This window comes from Undibacterium sp. GrIS 1.8 (genome assembly GCF_040544445.1).
Lineage (GTDB): Bacteria > Pseudomonadota > Gammaproteobacteria > Burkholderiales > Burkholderiaceae_D > Undibacterium.
In genome coordinates, this window is sequence record NZ_JBEONQ010000065.1 from 1 (window position 1) to 16,873 (window position 16,873).

Here is a 16,873-nt window from a genome sequence, read left to right on the forward strand (position 1 = left end):
TTTCTAACCGTAGTGCGTAAATTTGGTATCGTTCGTCTTGGGTTAGGTGTGTATAGCGCATATTCGGCAACTTTCGACTGGCTGGTCAAAAGGCATGAATGCTATCGCATCTGACCCTTTGACTTTTTATTCAATGTTGCTCTTCGTACTTGAATCCGCCGTATTATTTAAAAAATTACTGGGCAGTATATTCAATAATTGCACAAATTGATTGATGATATAAAGAGATCAATTGACGCGAATTATTGCCTGTCAAAACGAGTGACCCACGGGATATTTTGCGTCGAAGACAAGATTTTTCCCCGCGTTGATAAGCTCAGTTTGATAAACGTTCTTTTCCGCTGTAACCCCACTTTGGCGCCACGTCTTTTTCAGATTGCGATCATCAAAACAATAGCACTGATTGCCTGTCTTAAACACAATAAATTTACTAGAGTCCGCGTTCGTATGTTCGTGATCGCACATACACGACAAGCCGATCTCATTACAGTGTTCTTTGATTGATAGCTGCGTCCACTAAGGGGGGCGACCAAGTTTTCCTTCATCTCACTAGGTTACCGCATCAATTTGCGCTAACGCTTTACCTTTTCATGTGCTCATTTAAAACCGCGCAGTCTTGTTCGAACATATCCTTCTGAAAGACCACCGTGGATAAACTATTTCGCCGTATTCGCTTCTCGGTCTCTGTCTCGGCCTTGATTACTTTGGTGATCGGTCTGAGTCTGACCGCCATATTGTTTGCGTCGATACGACAGGTAGAATCTGAGCGCCAGAGCAACCAGTTTCTGCAAAATGCCAAATTATGCTCGGTGGCGGTATCAGAAGGTTTGCACGATGCGGTTGAACAGTTGATGGTATTAAATCAATTATTCCGTAGTATGGGAGTCGTAAGTCGTGAGCAATTTAAGAGCTTTACTGCACCGCTGCTGCAACGTTATCCGCAAATTCAAGCACTGAGTTTTCAGCGTCTTGTCATGCAAAGCGATCGCCAGGCGTACGAAGCGAGAATGCGTCAGTGTCTGCCTAATTTCAGACTAAGCGAAGTGCTGGGTGGCGAGCAAAAACCTGCTGGCATACGCGATAGTTATAACGTCATTGAGTACATAGAACCGAGCGCGACTAACGAGCAGCTGCTGGGGATTGATACCGCCATTACGGCGGATCAGACACAGGCAAGACTGCGTTCACGCTCCACTGGTCTGGCAGCCGCGACCAGCCTGTTGCCGGTCATACAGCACAAAACCTGGCATACAGGTTTTATGCTGATGGTGCCGGTATATATGCAAGGTGCGCCGCTAGATACCGCCGCTTCACGCAATCGCGCGGTGATTGGCGAGACTGCAGCAATCTTGCGGGTAGATCATTTGATCGACAGCATACTCGGCAGCCGAGGCTTTTTAGCCATGCCGGGCCTGGTGATTAGTATTTATGCAGGGCCAGGCAATGATCCGCAGTATCTGGCCTTCCAGCACCACGCTGCAGCTAAAACCATAGCTGAAACCGCATCTAAAACTGTAATTGAAACTGTCGCTGGAGCGCGGCCAAGCACAGACAGTAATTTCTCGCTATTACCACGCTGGCTATTTTATGATCGCGCTACCACGGTCACCGATAATTTCACATTAGGCGGCAATCCCTGGCACATCGAAATTGCAAAAACACCCGTGCTGTTTACTGCCAATAACAACGGCTCTTTCTACGTTCTGTTAGGTGGTATTTTATTTAGCTTGCTGGCCGCAGCTTATGTATATTCATTAGTCTCACGCAAGGCAATCATAGAGAAGGTAACGAGTGAACGCACGGCAGCCTTGCAATTTGCCAACCTGCGCTTATGCGAAGATTTAGCATTACGCAAACGCACTGAAAAATCTTTACGCCTGCGCGAAAAAGTGATTGAAGTATCTTCCAACGCCATCATCATTTGCAGTGCCGACGCACCAAATTACGCGATTGAATATGTTAACCCGGCTTTTGAGCATGTCAGTGGTTATGCCGCAGCGGATGTCGTCGGCCGCAGTCTGGAATCTTTGCAAGGCAGCGGTCAGGATCAGCAAAATATAGAGGAAATACGTACGGCATTGCGTGAGCAACGCGAAGGCCACGCACTGCTGCGCAATCACCGCAAAGATGGCAGCGGTTATTGGAGCGATCTTTTTGTCGCGCCGGTAAGAGATGACAGCGGCACCATCAGCCATTTCGTCGTCGCGCAATATGACATCTCGTCAGTAATGCGGTTTGAGGCCGAGCTAGCGTTCCAGGCCAAACATGACAGCTTAACTGGCCTTGCCAACCGCAATCTCTTGCGTGAGCGCCTGACCCAGGCGATAAGCAACGCTGACCGCAATAACAATAAAGACGACGACGGTAACACTAATAGCAATGCCATCTGGGTGGTGTTTGTCGATATTGATCGTTTTAATTTTGTCAATGACACTCTCGGTCATGAGGCTGGTGATGAGCTATTAAAAACTTTGGCCGGACGCTTGCAATCTGCCGTGCGTGAGGCCGACACAGTAGCGCGACTAGGTGGCGATGAGTTTGTCCTGGTACTGCCAGAACAAACTGACGATGGTAATGGTAATAGCAATGGAAACAGTAATGGCCTAGCTGTCTTGCAGCAGATCATGGATGCCATCGCTCAACCATTAATGCTAAGCGACTATGAATTTTTCTTAACTTGTAGCATCGGTATAGCGACCTATCCTTTGGATGGTGTAACGGCAGAAGGCCTGATCAAACACGCCGATATCGCCATGTACCGCGCCAAAGAAATGGGCCGTAATAGCTACCAGTTTTATACGCCGGCGATGAACGAACGCACGCTAGACCGGCTAAGTATCGAAGCCGATTTACGTCATGCATTAGAGCGCAATGAGTTTGTGATCCATTACCAACCGCAGATCAATTTAAGCAACGGACGCATCGTCGGCATGGAGGCACTGCTACGCTGGAATCATCCGGCACACGGCATGATTGCACCTACACGTTTTATCGGTCTGGCAGAAGAAATGGGCTTGATTCTGCCGATTGGTGCTTGGGTTATCCGCACGGCATGTATAGATACTAAAACATGGCAAGACGCTGGCTTTGCGCATTTGCGGGTGGCGGTCAATTTATCCGCCCGTCAGTTCACCCAAAAAATGCTGGTGCAATCGATCTCCGATATTTTGGAGGCGACCGGATTAGACGCCTCTTACTTAGAGCTGGAATTAACAGAGAGTATGGTGATGAGCGATGTTGAAAGCGCGATTGCGATTTTGCGTAATCTAAAGAGCTTAGGCATCCATATCTCTATCGACGATTTTGGTACCGGCTACTCTAGCCTGTCGTATTTACGACGCTTTCCGATTGATGTACTAAAAATTGATCAGTCCTTCGTTAATGATATTACGGTGGATACCGATGACGCCGCCATCGTTGCATCGATCATCTCACTCGCCCATAGCCTGCGTTTAAAAGTAATTGCAGAGGGGGTCGAAACTACCGAACAATTAGACTACTTGCGGGCACATGGATGCGACCAGGTGCAAGGCTATTTATTCAGCCGCGCCGTTGCCGCCGATGCGTTTGAAAAACTGCTGGAATCCGAGCGAAGTTTGTTGCAGACGACTGAGTAAATGATGGGTTATTGATGGATTATGTTGGCCTGCGTGACCGATGATCCAAGTAGATACCTAGCCAAGTTATCAGCTGATTCCGCGTAGCGGACTGAAGTACGATCGACCACATTTTTTAAGAGTAATTAAATATACTCCCCATATGTATATTTAATTTGTCCATATAATCATTGGACAATAGACTATTTTCTATAAATTTATTGGGGAGTATGCTTATATTAACTGACGTTCAGTTTAAATACTGAGTCGGTTTTCAGTTCATTTTTTGTCAGCTTAACAGCTAGCCTGTCGCCTAGTTTCCACATCAAATCTCGCTGAATGCAGGCATGCAGTCAGTACCTTGCTAGCGCCCTCCGCCCTCCAGAAAATACGATACCCAAAAGTATTCGTAACAGTACTTTAAAAGCCAAATAAAAAAATTAAATACTACGTGCGCTAACGTACAGAAGTAAATCGAGCCAAGCCTCAATCTAGCCTCATCGCATAGCTACTTGCTGTAGCAGCGTTAAAGAAATTACGTAGATTACGCAAACTAAACAAACTACATCAAGGAATAAAAATGAAAAACTTCAAAATTGCCTCTAGCCTGATCGCCGCACTCATGCTCACGACTATCGTCGGCTGTGCCGCTACACCAAAACAAGAGAGCACTGGTCAGTATGTCGATGATTCCGTCATCACCACATCAGTCAAAGCAGCAATCCTGAACGAGCCTACATTAAAGGTCAGCGAAATCAATGTAGAGACGTTTAAAGGCGCAGTCCAGTTAAGTGGCTTTGTCCGCTCGCAAGAGAATATTGATACTGCAATCAAAGTGGCACGTGGCGTCAACGGCGTTACTGCAGTTAAAAACGATATGCGTTTGAAATAACCAGGATATTGGTGACGCTATCGTAACGGCTGTAAAGACTGTAACGACTCGTCACCATCCAATTTTTTAGTTTCTTTTCAAAGAGGTTTAATCATGAATACGATCAAAAAATTAAGCGGCTACGCTGCAACTATCACTCTGATGTTGGGTTTGACAGCGTGTGCTGGCATGTCTAACCAGGATAAAAATACCGCCGTCGGCGCAGGTGCTGGTGCTGTTGTTGGCGCGGTGCTGACTGGCGGTAGCGCGGTGGGCACGGTCGGTGGCGCAGCAGTTGGCGGCGTGATCGGCAACCAAGTTAAACCTAAATAATCTGCCGTAAATCTAGCTCGCTCAGCTACCAAACTAGCTTAGCGGGCCAAATAAAAAATAACTCATAACAAAATATTCAAGGAAGAATTCATCATGACTACGCCTACCAATGGTTTTCCCAAACCCAGACTGCACCCGATGATTATCATTGCAGGTCTTGCTGTGACTTTGTTCTGTGCTGCTGGTATTGCTGCCATCATGGGATGGATTCCAACCTCGATCGGTAGCAATAATAACGGTGCATTAACGCAAGCTGATCAAGCGGCGACGCAAGTTAACGGCAATACGACAAATCCAAATAATTTAAACAATCCGAACACAACGCCGCGTGCAACTACACCTGCGCCTGTACATCACAAGCAAACTTATGCCGCGGCTAATGATGACTATCGGCCATCTAACAAACTCCCTTGCTACAACTGCGGGATAGTGGAATCGATACGCGAGATCAATACCCGTGCACAAGGTAGTGGCGTCGGCGCAATTGGTGGTGCGGTAGTCGGTGGATTGTTAGGCAACCAGGTTGGCGGCGGCCATGGCAAAGAAGCTGCCACAGTACTCGGCGCAATCGGCGGCGCAGTAGCTGGTAATCAAATCGAAGGTCGGGTCAATGCCAGCAATAGCTACGATATTTCTATCCGGATGGAAGATGGCTCAAGCCGCACGGTGCATCAAACCAATCCACCGCAATGGCGCTCTGGTGACCGGGTAAAAATCGTTGATGGCAATTTGCAGTCTAACGGCTAATGTTTATCTAAAATTTATCTAAAACAATACGAATTTAATTAACTATTTGTATGTTGTGTACGCCAGCGAACAGAACCTAATTTAAGCAGCTTGCATACTTAGTCCCACGATGTTGAATGTTTTAAGCGCTGATTTTCTTAATTTGATGTATTGAAAAAATAGCGGATTAAATCAAATTTCATCGACACCATTGAATAAAATTTTTGAGGAGAAATCATGCTTTATACCATCGCTGTTGTTCTAATCATCTTGTGGCTACTTGGCTTGGTCACTTCTTACACCATTGGTGGCTTCATCCATATTTTATTAGTGGTGGCCGTCATCATGATCTTGCTGCGCCTGATTAGCGGACGAGGGATTTAGCTAGCGTCGATTTTTTGGACACAAGCAAAATCGCAGCAAAAGTAACGCAAATAAATTTATGTGATGCCAGCAACTGATGTCGTTGTCATCACTCACTTCAAAACTATGTAGAGAAAATAATGAACTGGGATGTAATCGAAGGAAACTGGCTGCAATACAAAGGTCAAGTAAAAGCGCAATGGGGCAAATTGACAAATGATCATATTGACGTCATCGCAGGCAAACGTGACCAGTTGCTGGGCCAGATTCAGGAAGCATATGGCATAGACAAGGACGAAGCTGATAAGCAAGTGAAGGCTTTTCAGAAATTTCTTAAAGAAATTCGTACTTCTTAGCCAAACATTTAGTCGAAAGTAGTAAACCGCATGCGGCATTTTTCCGTAAGCGATTTTAATAATATCAAGGAGCACTACATGAAAAAAGCACTCTCAATTATCCTAATCAGCGCAGCTACTCTGGGTTTTACCAACATGGCTGTTGCCGCAACAGCAGAAGCCAAAGCAAATTTTAAAGCAGCAAAAGAAACAGCAGATACCGATTACAAAGTATCACGTGAAAAATGCAATGCGCTGGCTGGCAATCCAAAAGACGTCTGCGTAGCAGAAGCTGAATCTGCCCGCAAACATGTTAAAGCAGATGCAGAAGCACAATACAAAAATACGGTCGGTGCCCGCACAGACGCCCGTAATGCGATAGCAAATGCAGATTATGACGTTGCCAAAACAAAATGCGATAGCAAAACCGGCAATGAAAAAGATGTCTGCGTAAAAGAAGCGAAGGCCGTTATGGTTGCCGCCAAAGCAGATGCCAAAGCAGATAAAAAAGTAGTTGAGGCACGTGTTGATGCAAGAGATGACAAAGTAGAAGCCAACTATAAAGTCGCTCTGGAAAAATGTGACGCCTTAGCCGGCCCATCAAAAGATAGTTGTGTCGCTGGTGTTAAATCACAGTTCGGTAAATAAGTTCAATACTTCAAGTTCAGCACTTCAAGTTCAATAATTGAAATTTAGTTTTTCAGTTTGACCGGTAGTTTAGCTCTATTGCAGCAAAAATCTTGATGATCGAAGCTCGATCATCAAGTTAATTCTAATCACTTTTGAGGGATCATTATCATGAATATGTCTAAACGTTTTGCAACAGCTTTGCTTTCTTTCGCTCTTATCGCTGTAGCTGGTTGCGCATCCACACAAAAATCTGAAGGTACAGGCGAGTACGTTGATGACACCGTTATCACGACCAAAGTAAAAGCGGCAATCTTGAACGAACCAATGTTGAAATCCCGCGAGATCAATGTTGAATCATTCAAAGGTATTGTTCAGTTGAGCGGCTTCGTATCATCACAGGCTGATATCAACAAAGCAGTAGAAGTAACGAGCGGTGTTAAAGGTGTGAAATCGGTTAAAAACGATATGCACGTCAAATAATATTGCGCGATCTATAGTGTGTTTTAAACTTGATACGAGCGGATTTAAAAATCAACTCGTATCGAATAATGCAAGCGGGTACTGTTAAGACGAGATCAATGTAAGTGACCAGATCAGTGGTCGCTTACATTAAGATTGAGTCAAACGCACTGCCCGCTTTGCATTGAGAATTTTCTGAGCGCTGGTTGAAAATTACATCAAGAGTGCGAATGATTCACCATGCTGATGGTCGATGGAGAATCGCTGCTAGTTAGCCGGTTAACGTCAATAGGGTAAAAAAAATGAATGCCCCTCAACAAAACGATGTCGCCGCTGAGAGCATGCCGAATATCCATGCCAATACTCATAATACTCATACCCATATTCATCCACAAGATGATCGCCCGCCGACCATACAAATTAGCGATAGTGATTTGTTGTCCATCAATAGATCCTCTGCACCACCTACCATCCATATTCCAGTCAATGCCCGCGGTTTGGCGCTGACTATATTAGCCACCGTTGCTTTTGTTTTTGCATTACAAACTGCACAGCGATTTTTTATTCCGCTAGTCTTTGGCATCATCATTTCTTACACACTGAATCCGGTTGTGGTCTGGCTGGAACGCATTAAAATTCCACGTGTTTTTGGTACCAGCCTGGTGCTAATCACTATCATGTGTGGCGCAGGCGTAGTTGGTAATTCTCTGCGTACCGAATTTAATTCTATCCTGGTCAGTTTGCCCGACGCAGCGCGACAGATATCGCAAGCGATCACCAAAACACAAGACAATCAGCCAAGTACGATGCAACAAATGCAGGCAATCGCAAACGAGATTGAGAAGGCAGCAAACCAATCCAGTAGCGTACGCCCAGGTTCGCGGCAAACACCTACCACCGTGATTGTTGCGACTCCCCCGTTCAAAATACAGGACTGGCTGTTAGCAGGATCGGTGAGTGCGGCTAGTGTCGTTGGTCAAATCACTGTCTTGATTTTTCTGATTTTTTTCCTCCTCTTGTCCGGTAATAGCTTCAAGCGAAAACTCGTAAAAATCACAGGACCATCGCTGTCATCCAAAAAAGTGACTGTGCATATTCTTGATGACATTAATAAGTCAATCCAGAACTATATGTTTATGCTATTGGTCACTAATCTGCTTTTAGCCTTATTGCTGTGGGTAGTTTTTCGCTGGTTAGGATTAGAAAATGCCGGTGCTTGGGCAGTTGCTGCGGGCTGCTTGCATATCATTCCGTATTTTGGTCCGGTCATCATCACATTGGCGCTGGGAGCAACATCCTTTATGCAGTTTGGATCTTTGTCGCAAACCTTGTTAGTGACCGGAGCAACGCTCGTGGTGACGGTCTTAGTCGGTACTTTCATTACCACCTGGATGACCGGCAGAATCGCCAAAATGAATGTGGCGGCGCTCTTCATCGGCTTGCTATTTTGGGGCTGGCTATGGGGAATCTGGGGCTTGTTACTAGGCGTGCCGATTATCGTGATGGTACGCGTCGTGTCTGAGCATATCGACGGGATGCAATCGGTGGCTGAATTGCTGAGTGAATAGAAAATAGCTAGAAAAGCTGATGCAGTAAAAGTAATTTTTTCGCCGGGCTTTAATAACAGGCCTTACGCAAAATTGTGCCGGCAAAGCGTAGCGACTAGTCGCTACAACTCAGCGAGGTCAGTTTTGCGTAATTCCTAAAGAATTTTTACATATACTAGGATAGTGTATGTATAGACAATGCCAAATCGTCCAATGATTACTTGGACGATTTACACTAATCTAGCAATACTCCCCTTAAATCACTAACCGACATCAATTATGGCTAGTTTTATTTGGTGGCTCGATTGATAAGCTATTTTGATGGTCGGTGCTGGCATCCACCATGTCGGGCGCGACTTCAATCCTAGTGATGCCAGAATTAACAGAAATTGGATCGCTGGAGGGAAACGACATTTCCAGCGCGTCATCTAGCAAACACTCTCTGGCTTTATCTTCTTTCGTTTCTATCTCATCTGCCAAAGTCGTTATGGCTATCGCCCATTTAACGAATTTAAGATGTCCAAGTTCGCGGATAGTAGTGACATTAAATGCCTTTTTTAGTAACTCAGCATCCTTGGCACTAACGCCTAGCAAGGCATCGACCGGCGCATTGGCAAGCTCGTGGAAGTTCATATTTTCGTAGGCTTTATCTACACAGGTAAGGATTTTCATTACGTCGCCTTTTAACTGAAAGTTTTTACAGAGATCAGAATGAACTGATCGCTGAATCCAGTCTGTTCGCTAACGTACCCCAACTGAAGTCCAGATCTTTATAGTTTTAGGACTTGCGCAAAATTGTCACAGCAAGGTGTAACGACGTCGATAATACTTTATGCAGCTAGGAGCTACAACGCAGCTGGGAGGGGTTTTGCGTAAGTCCTCAGTTTAATCAAACAAGCTCTTGAGTAAGCTAATCAGGAGTGTCACAATCAAAGCAGCCCGCAAAAAATTTTACTCCATCAGGACTTAAGACCATGAGCTCTCCTCTGAACACAGAACATTTCTGGATGCCGTTTTCCGCCAATCGTCAATACAAAGCCAAACCGCGTCTGATGGTCGCCGCCGAGGGCATGCATTACACCACGGACGACGGACGACAAATTTTGGATGGAACCGCAGGCCTGTGGTGTGTGAACGCCGGGCATGGACACCCGCACATCGTTAAGGCGATTCAAACACAGGCAGCGCGCATGGATTTTGCGCCCACCTTCCAGATGGGACATCCGCTGGCATTTGAGGCTGCCAGCAAACTAGTATCGATTGCGCCAGAGGGCTTGAATCGTGTGTTCTTTTGCAATGACGGGTCTGAAGGCGTCGATACTGCTTTAAAAATGGCGCTGGCTTATCATCGGGTACGCGGCGACGGCATGCGACATCGCCTGATCGGGCGCGAGCGTGGTTATCACGGTGTTGGTTTTGGTGGTATTTCTGTCGGGGGCATTGCTGGCAACCGCAAACATTTTGGTCCCGCTCTGCCCGCAGTCGATCATCTGCGCCATCCTTTAAATATCACAAAAAATGCCTTCAGCCGCGGCCTGCCAGAACACGGTGCCGAGATGGCAGATGAGTTAGAACAACGCTTGCTCGCCCTGCATGATCCATCCACCGTCGCCGCGGTGATTGTTGAACCATTACAAGGGTCAACCGGCGTCATCTTGCCGCCCAAAGGCTACTTGCAAAAAATAAGAGCAATTTGCGACAAGTACGGCATTCTTCTGATTTTTGATGAGGTTATTACTGGCTTCGGTCGTCTCGGCACACCGTTTGCGGCTGATTATTTTGGCGTTATTCCGGACATGATTGTGTGTGCCAAAGGTCTGACTAATGCAGCGGTGCCGATGGGAGCCGTGATCGTTAAACAAGCGGTACATGATGCATTTATGGATGCAGCGCCAGAGAACACCATCGAATTTTTCCATGGATACACCTACAGCGCACATCCACTGGCATGCGCCGCGGCAATTGCGACGATTGATGTGTACAAAGAAGAAAAACTGTTCGACCGCGCCGCCACAAATGCCAGCTATTTTGAACAGGCAGCTCACAGCTTGCAAGGTCTGCCCTCCGTCAAAGATATCCGCAACCTAGGTCTAGTTTGCGGCATCGAATTAGAAAGTATTCCAGGCAAACCCGGCGCACGCGCCTTTGACGTGTTCCTCAAATGTTTCTGGGAAAAAAGCGTGTTAATCCGCACCACTGGCGACATCATTGCGCTGTCACCACCACTGATTATTGATCAAACACAGATGGATGAATTGTTCGGAGCTATCGCCAGTATCCTAAAAGCGCAATAGCAAAAAGCCACATCCAAACAACGATATTGCAATAATCTAGCGAGAAAATAAGGAGAATCAGCGCCAGCAAAGCAAGAATGCTAGCGCGCTCTTGCAATATTTTTGCCGCTCTGTCATAATCTTGGCTTGCGTTGCCGAGATGGCGGAATAGGTAGACGCACGGGACTCAAAATCCCGCGCTGCAAGGCGTGCCGGTTCGATTCCGGCTCTCGGCACCAACATGATAAAGCTCCTTTACAGGGGCTTTTGTCATTTGGATGATCGCTTTGAGTATGGATAAGTACTGCCATAAGTACCCTCTAATACCGCTCCATTTTGTCCTAGATTGTCCTGGCTTTTCCATTTGGGGTCAGGATTGACTGGATATTTCTAGAACAAAAATCATAATATCCCCAACAAGTACTGCACGGGATCATGAATGTGAAAATTCTTGAGGTGGAACTTTTTCGCACCCTCAAGTAGTCCCATTAGTTCAAGCAGACCTATCCGGGCATCGATGATGTTTAGTTGATGTGAAGGCAAAAAATGATCTGTAGCACAATCACAATAATTTCAACGCCACAACCAGCAAAAACACGTGCGCAAGGTCTACGTTGCTTTGCAAGCGTTACGGGCTAACCTTGACTTACAATGGGTACTGAAACTTACTCCTCTAAAATTTTTTTGCTTGAGTCGTGCAAATTAGCAATTCCATTTTTTCTATTGATGCGAGTATCCACTCTTGAAAATCTTCTTTTTTAACTTCCTCTCCATTTTCATCCTCCACGTCCGCAAATCCATTATTTTGCAGGTAGTTATATTTCAATAAGCCTATCGTTTTTTTTAGTAGGCCCAAAGAACAATTCGCTTTATTTAAATATGCGCTTAGAAAATTGAATTCGCACTTAGCTAAAAAATCTGGAGCTAAGTCCTCATGAGTAGCAACAGGATTGTCGCCGTACCACCCATTTTGTTCAGCAATTCTCTTAATGTAATGCAACATATCAGCGGAAACGCCTCCCTTGCCACTTTTCCATCGATTCCATTGGCGTCCAGGGTGGGTCAAGGTACCAACACCAAACGCGATTTCAAAATCACGCGGAGACCATTGAGTCTCACCTCTTTCTTTCCGCAGCTTATTCACTACAGACTCAACGATGACTACTGTCTGCGCGATGAAGAAAGACCTAATTTTCGTTGATATTCGACACTGTCGTCCTTTGCTCAATTCCTTAGTCGGTTGTAAGTAATTCAAATTCCTTGCACCCTCACACTTCAAAAAAAATCTTAGTCGCTCTTCCGCCAAATAAAGATCGTAATCGGCTTGCAATTTCATCCACTCCTTCGCGCTACGACCTGCAAACGATAAATGACCTAGTCGTACCGCGAGGTCTGCTGACAGCGCGATATCTCCAGCGAAAAGAAGTACTAATTCAGCCTCCGACAGGGCAAACCAATAAGCATTCCACTCCAAACTTTCCTCCTCAATCGCTTTCTGCAATACCTTGCCAGGATGAGGTGGTGTAGCTGCATCAACATTTTTCGTCTGTTTATTTTTAGATTCAGGCATTATATATTTCCAAAATTTGCGATTCCTATTGTTAGAAAAGTCGAGACACCCAAATTCTTCTCCACCGCTGAGATAAATTTGGGAATGACTTATTTCTTGCTCATCCATACCATGAAGTCTCGATTGTAGTACTAGCACGAGTACCTAGTGCCAGTCACCAACAAAAAGGACGAAGACATGGAATCTAAACTCGCAACTAACCATACCCCAAATCAAAAAAGTATTTATACCCGCACCTCACTGGACGAACGAATCAACGCGGTGACGGGAGGAGCAGAGCTCATACCGATTACATTGTTGCCCCGGCTGTTACCTATTGCATATCAATCAATTAAAAATCAGATCTGCAACGGAACATTCCAGCTCGAAATCGTTTTTTTCAACGGCAAAAACTGCGTTCGGACTGCTGATGTAGCTCGACTCATTCAGAATTCGATCGATACTGAAAAATCGCTTTGGAAAAAAGTTGGGCGACCGTCAAATCAAGAGCGTGCAATGTCAGCTGCGGTGGTAAAAGACAAAGAGACTCCACACCTCAAATGAAGCAGGAGGTCTAAATGAAAAACTTTGTCATCGTTCGCCAACGTGTTGAGAAAAATTTCACAGTTATAAGAAATGAGATCGTTCGCGACGCAAGGCTAAGCTGGAAAGCGCTTGGGCTACTAATTTATTTGCTGCACCTTCCGCCGAACTGGGGTCTCAATTTAAAGTACTTATCGAACGTGCGACCAGATGGCTCCCACGGCACCCGTACCGGCATTAAGGAACTTTTGGCGCTAGGATATCTTGCGATTTCTCGCGACCGCGACCGCAAGGGAAAATTTGAGAAGACAATATGGACGGTGACAGACATGCCAACCATGACGACTTCCCACGAAGAGTCAAGGAATCAGACTCTAGACTATCCAGAAGTGGAAAATCCAAACGTGGATAATCCGGGCGCGGTTGTACTACCGGTGGAATATCCACAGCCGGAAATTCAGCCACTACTAAGTACTATTGAAAGTAAGAACTGTTTAATAAAAAGGACGACAACCACTACAAAACGCACGAGCAAAGGCGCAACTCAAGCGAGTGACGAAAACGATGCATCGTCAAATTCTGGCGTAGTGGTAGAAAATCTCAATTCTCTGTTCTTTCCTGCTGTCAACGCCGAAACTATCGCAGGGTTACGCGACCTTTTGTCAGAAGCGCCACCAGACCATTGGCAACAAATTCTGGATGAAACTGAGGGGCGGCGTCGCGCTGGATTTAGAACCCAAGGCGCAGTGGTCGGGTTCGCACGCGCGCTAGTCCATGCAGCAAAGAAGGGCACTTTCAAAGCGAACCTAGCGATTGCCATTCAACTTGAAAGAAAACAGCGGTGCAATGTCGAGATTTCGCTTGAATCAGATGCGCGCGTCTCTGAGAAAGAAATGGCAAAAGCGAGTGAAGAAACCCTATTGAAATTACCAGCCGGTGTCAGGCAACGATACGAAGATGCTGTGCGAAACTTAGAGCGAAAAAAATGTCTCTGAGCGGGATAGATCAAATTCAAAGATCATCCCGAAATTCCGCCCCGGGACAATCAAATGATCGCGAGCGTGTGTACTAGCCACGTACAGTAAATGCCGATACGTTCTATGAATGTAAGCTCTCAGAATAGGTCAGTGTTTTTACAATGATTTCGATTGCCTAGAGTTTCTCGCTCGACGTGAAGATTGAAAATCCTTGTGTCGGTGGTTCGATTCCGCCCCGGGCCACCAAGAACAATTTCAATCAAATCAATAAGATACGATTGAATTTAGTGAAAATTGGCTTCCTTCGGGAGGCCTTTTTTATGTGCTTCTGACACTTTCTCTGACACTCCCACAGAGATTGAATGCGGATGAACCACGTTAATGTGCGTTTTTCTGCGTAGTTTCAGAGTGACTAAAAATGGTTCGCTATACGCAACTCCACAACGTTTATTTGGAGTTGAACCGTGAATACCGATGAAATTTTCCTCCCTCTCGCGCCGTATCGAAGCAGTCACCACCCGATTACGAACCATCCTATCAAATCATTGACGCGCCCTCTGCTCGGCTTAGGAGCGTACCGTGGCTAGTATTTATCGCGAGGGTAATCACTGGTCAGCCCGCATCAGAAAAACAGATATGGCTGCATTTAAAACGGGATTTCGCACAAGAACTGAAGCGGAATCCTGGGCTCAGGAACGTGAGCACATTAAAAAAACGCAAGGTAGCGCAAGAGGAATGGGACCAGACCGAACGTCATTGGCGCAAGCACTGTTTGATTATGTGCAAAAAACCCTGCCATTCAAAAAAGGCGCGATTCAAGATTTAAGCAGAGCCAATAAATATCTACGAGCGACAGGCCTTGAAACGTTTAAAGCCATCCCGTCACCAAAAATGGCAACTGACAATAATATAAATGTGCTCTATTACACCTTGGAGTTAGTCCCCCACTCAAAGAAACGCTCTGTGGCCAAAGGGCTCCATGAGCACAGAAAAAAACAGGCGGAGAGAAGCACAAACTCAGACGACATTCGGGACCGGATCGCTCGTAAAATGGTAGCTGAAATTCAGCCCTACCATCTACAGGAATTAATTGACCAATTACAGCAGGAGGGATACGCCCCAGCGACAATTCATCTTGAGCGTGCTTTTTTGAGAGAGTTTTTTAATTACGCACGACGCACCTGGCGCTGGCCACAACCAGCCTCTAACCCCGCCAGTGACATCCGCCTACCAAAAGTCAATAACGCCCGCAGCCGAGTTCTCTCTGAGGAGGAGCAGGTACGTTTAGAGGAGGCGTTAGTTGAATGTAAAAATCCTCAAATTCTCACCTGCGTAGTGCTCCTCATCGAAACCACGATGCGGCAATCCGAGCTAGTGAATACGGCAACTTGGGGGAATCTGGATATTGATAACCGCATACTAACCCTGCCTACTGCGAAAGCAGGTGGACGACAAGTACCACTTACAAAAGAGGCCGCAGAATTATTGAGTAACCTCCCCAGAGGAAGTAACCATGAGTGTATTTTTAACTTCACTTTGGAGGCACTCAAAGCGGCATGGAAGCGCGCTGTAGCCCGTGCTGGCCTAGAAAATCTCAAAATTCATGACCTACGACATACCGGCGCAACTCGCCTCGCGATCCGGTTCAACGGTAATATATTTTTACTGCAGCTGGCGACCGGGCATAAAACGCTATCGCAATTGCAACGCTACGTTAACCTGACGGCTGCAGACGCAGTAAAGGCGTTTGACCGAACATCACCCAGTACGCCACAGTCTAATTCGCCATTACAACTAGAAACGACGAAATCGAACGTACTTTGCCTTGCCAGCGCCAGAGCAAGAAAAATTGGATGATCTCTAGGGTTGGATTCCGAAAATATACACTCTTTGACGAAAAAAATATCAGTCCGTCAGTTGCATTATTTAGTTCTGACAGGATTAAACGTCCTCAAGATTCTGATCACTGACAAATATGGCGGCATCGACGGCAGCCGCTCTGTATATCAATACCTCAAGTGCAGATGGTATATTTTATTGAGTACGCCGCCGCCAATTTCGTAGAAAAATCATTGCGTCCTAAGGTGGTTGGCCGGTACCTATACTTAATTTAACCCTTTAAATTAAGACCCTATGACCAATTACAGCACTGTCATCTCCCCCCACAAAAACCGGCCCGCGCTAGACGCAAGATCTGGCAAGCCCCTATACGCGGGGACAATATCCGCCGGCGAATTAGCATTCGCTAGATTGGCAAAATCCATTATCGACCACCGGGGCTATCTAGATGAAAGTGGGATTGCTGCGTTAATAAAATTGCTCAGAGAGTAAATGAGGAGACTCTCGCTCTATAAAGATTCCGCAAAAAATCGAGAGAAATTAGGTAGCTAAAAATCTTAAGGCCACTAATTTTTACTCCGCCATGCGTCTCATCACAGGACAAATTCGTGATTTTAGAAGGGTAAAAAAAACAGCTGCGATGGCGCAAAAATTTAAAAATACGTTCCTATACATTTTAGAAGCCTACTGCGTATTTTAAGTGTTTTGTTTGTTGGCGTGCACTCAATATTGACCAGATAAACGCAGTTATACGCACTGAATATTGACCAGGTAAATTAACCTATCCTTGCAGTTTTGACTGCGAGGGAATTCAAGGTGATTACCATGGGAA

Annotated in this window: 15 protein-coding genes and 1 tRNA gene; 14 read left to right on the forward strand and 2 right to left on the reverse strand. The window is 45.8% G+C overall.

From position 1 onward, the window contains the following. Window positions 1-647 precede the first annotated feature (647 nt). The 9 genes from AAKU64_RS20210 to AAKU64_RS20250 all read left to right on the forward strand — a co-directional run bounded on the left by AAKU64_RS20210 (window position 648) and on the right by AAKU64_RS20250 (window position 8,881). Complete coding sequence (locus AAKU64_RS20210) at window positions 648-3,617, forward strand: bifunctional diguanylate cyclase/phosphodiesterase (RefSeq protein WP_354334096.1); 2,970 nt, start codon at window positions 648-650, stop codon at window positions 3,615-3,617. Between the two features lie 559 nt (window positions 3,618-4,176). Then, a complete protein-coding gene (locus AAKU64_RS20215) occupies window positions 4,177-4,488 on the forward strand; it encodes a BON domain-containing protein (RefSeq protein ID WP_354334094.1) in 312 nt (103 codons plus the stop codon). 93 nt (window positions 4,489-4,581) lie between these two features. Then, complete coding sequence (locus AAKU64_RS20220) at window positions 4,582-4,800, forward strand: YMGG-like glycine zipper-containing protein (protein WP_354334092.1); 219 nt, start codon at window positions 4,582-4,584, stop codon at window positions 4,798-4,800. Window positions 4,801-4,893: 93 nt separating this feature from the next. Continuing rightward, a complete protein-coding gene (locus tag AAKU64_RS20225) occupies window positions 4,894-5,547 on the forward strand; it encodes an outer membrane lipoprotein (RefSeq protein ID WP_354334090.1) in 654 nt (217 codons plus the stop codon). 216 nt (window positions 5,548-5,763) lie between these two features. Further along, window positions 5,764-5,910, forward strand: a complete 147-nt coding sequence (locus AAKU64_RS20230) for a lmo0937 family membrane protein (RefSeq protein ID WP_154668220.1) — start codon at window positions 5,764-5,766, stop codon at window positions 5,908-5,910. Between the two features lie 119 nt (window positions 5,911-6,029). Further along, window positions 6,030-6,245, forward strand: a complete 216-nt coding sequence (locus tag AAKU64_RS20235) for a CsbD family protein (RefSeq protein WP_322117942.1) — start codon at window positions 6,030-6,032, stop codon at window positions 6,243-6,245. Between the two features lie 78 nt (window positions 6,246-6,323). Then, a complete protein-coding gene (locus AAKU64_RS20240) occupies window positions 6,324-6,872 on the forward strand; it encodes a hypothetical protein (RefSeq protein ID WP_354334087.1) in 549 nt (182 codons plus the stop codon). 150 nt (window positions 6,873-7,022) lie between these two features. Further along, window positions 7,023-7,334 (forward strand): BON domain-containing protein, encoded by a 312-nt coding sequence (locus AAKU64_RS20245; RefSeq protein ID WP_354334085.1) that lies wholly within the window; start codon window positions 7,023-7,025, stop codon window positions 7,332-7,334. Between the two features lie 281 nt (window positions 7,335-7,615). After that, window positions 7,616-8,881 carry an AI-2E family transporter gene (locus AAKU64_RS20250; RefSeq protein ID WP_354334083.1) on the forward strand — a complete coding sequence of 422 codons (1,266 nt, stop codon included), beginning with the start codon at window positions 7,616-7,618 and terminating at the stop codon, window positions 8,879-8,881. A 252-nt stretch (window positions 8,882-9,133) separates the two neighbouring features. Here AAKU64_RS20250 and AAKU64_RS20255 read toward each other — a convergent pair whose 3' ends face one another. Beyond that, window positions 9,134-9,532, reverse strand: coding sequence for a hypothetical protein (locus AAKU64_RS20255; RefSeq protein ID WP_323491775.1), 399 nt, complete (start codon window positions 9,530-9,532; stop codon window positions 9,134-9,136). A gap of 302 nt (window positions 9,533-9,834) precedes the next feature. Here AAKU64_RS20255 and aptA point away from each other — a divergent pair, with 302 nt between their 5' ends. Together aptA and AAKU64_RS20265 are read left to right on the forward strand one after the other, a co-directional pair. Beyond that, a complete protein-coding gene (gene aptA / locus AAKU64_RS20260) occupies window positions 9,835-11,154 on the forward strand; it encodes an omega-aminotransferase AptA (RefSeq protein ID WP_354334081.1) in 1,320 nt (439 codons plus the stop codon). 133 nt (window positions 11,155-11,287) lie between these two features. Then, window positions 11,288-11,372: transfer RNA gene (locus AAKU64_RS20265), tRNA-Leu, on the forward strand. 434 nt (window positions 11,373-11,806) lie between these two features. Here the strand turns inward: AAKU64_RS20265 and AAKU64_RS20270 are convergent. After that, entirely contained in the window at window positions 11,807-12,811 is a 1,005-nt protein-coding gene (locus tag AAKU64_RS20270) for a helix-turn-helix transcriptional regulator (protein WP_354334079.1), read from the reverse strand. 69 nt (window positions 12,812-12,880) lie between these two features. Here AAKU64_RS20270 and AAKU64_RS20275 point away from each other — a divergent pair, with 69 nt between their 5' ends. From AAKU64_RS20275 to AAKU64_RS20285, 3 genes are all read left to right on the forward strand, one after another. Then, window positions 12,881-13,246, forward strand: coding sequence for a hypothetical protein (locus tag AAKU64_RS20275; protein WP_354334078.1), 366 nt, complete (start codon window positions 12,881-12,883; stop codon window positions 13,244-13,246). 14 nt (window positions 13,247-13,260) lie between these two features. Continuing rightward, entirely contained in the window at window positions 13,261-14,220 is a 960-nt protein-coding gene (locus tag AAKU64_RS20280; protein WP_354334076.1) for a hypothetical protein, read from the forward strand. A 561-nt stretch (window positions 14,221-14,781) separates the two neighbouring features. Further along, window positions 14,782-16,059, forward strand: coding sequence for a tyrosine-type recombinase/integrase (locus AAKU64_RS20285; RefSeq protein WP_354334074.1), 1,278 nt, complete (start codon window positions 14,782-14,784; stop codon window positions 16,057-16,059). Window positions 16,060-16,873: the final 814 nt, after the last annotated feature.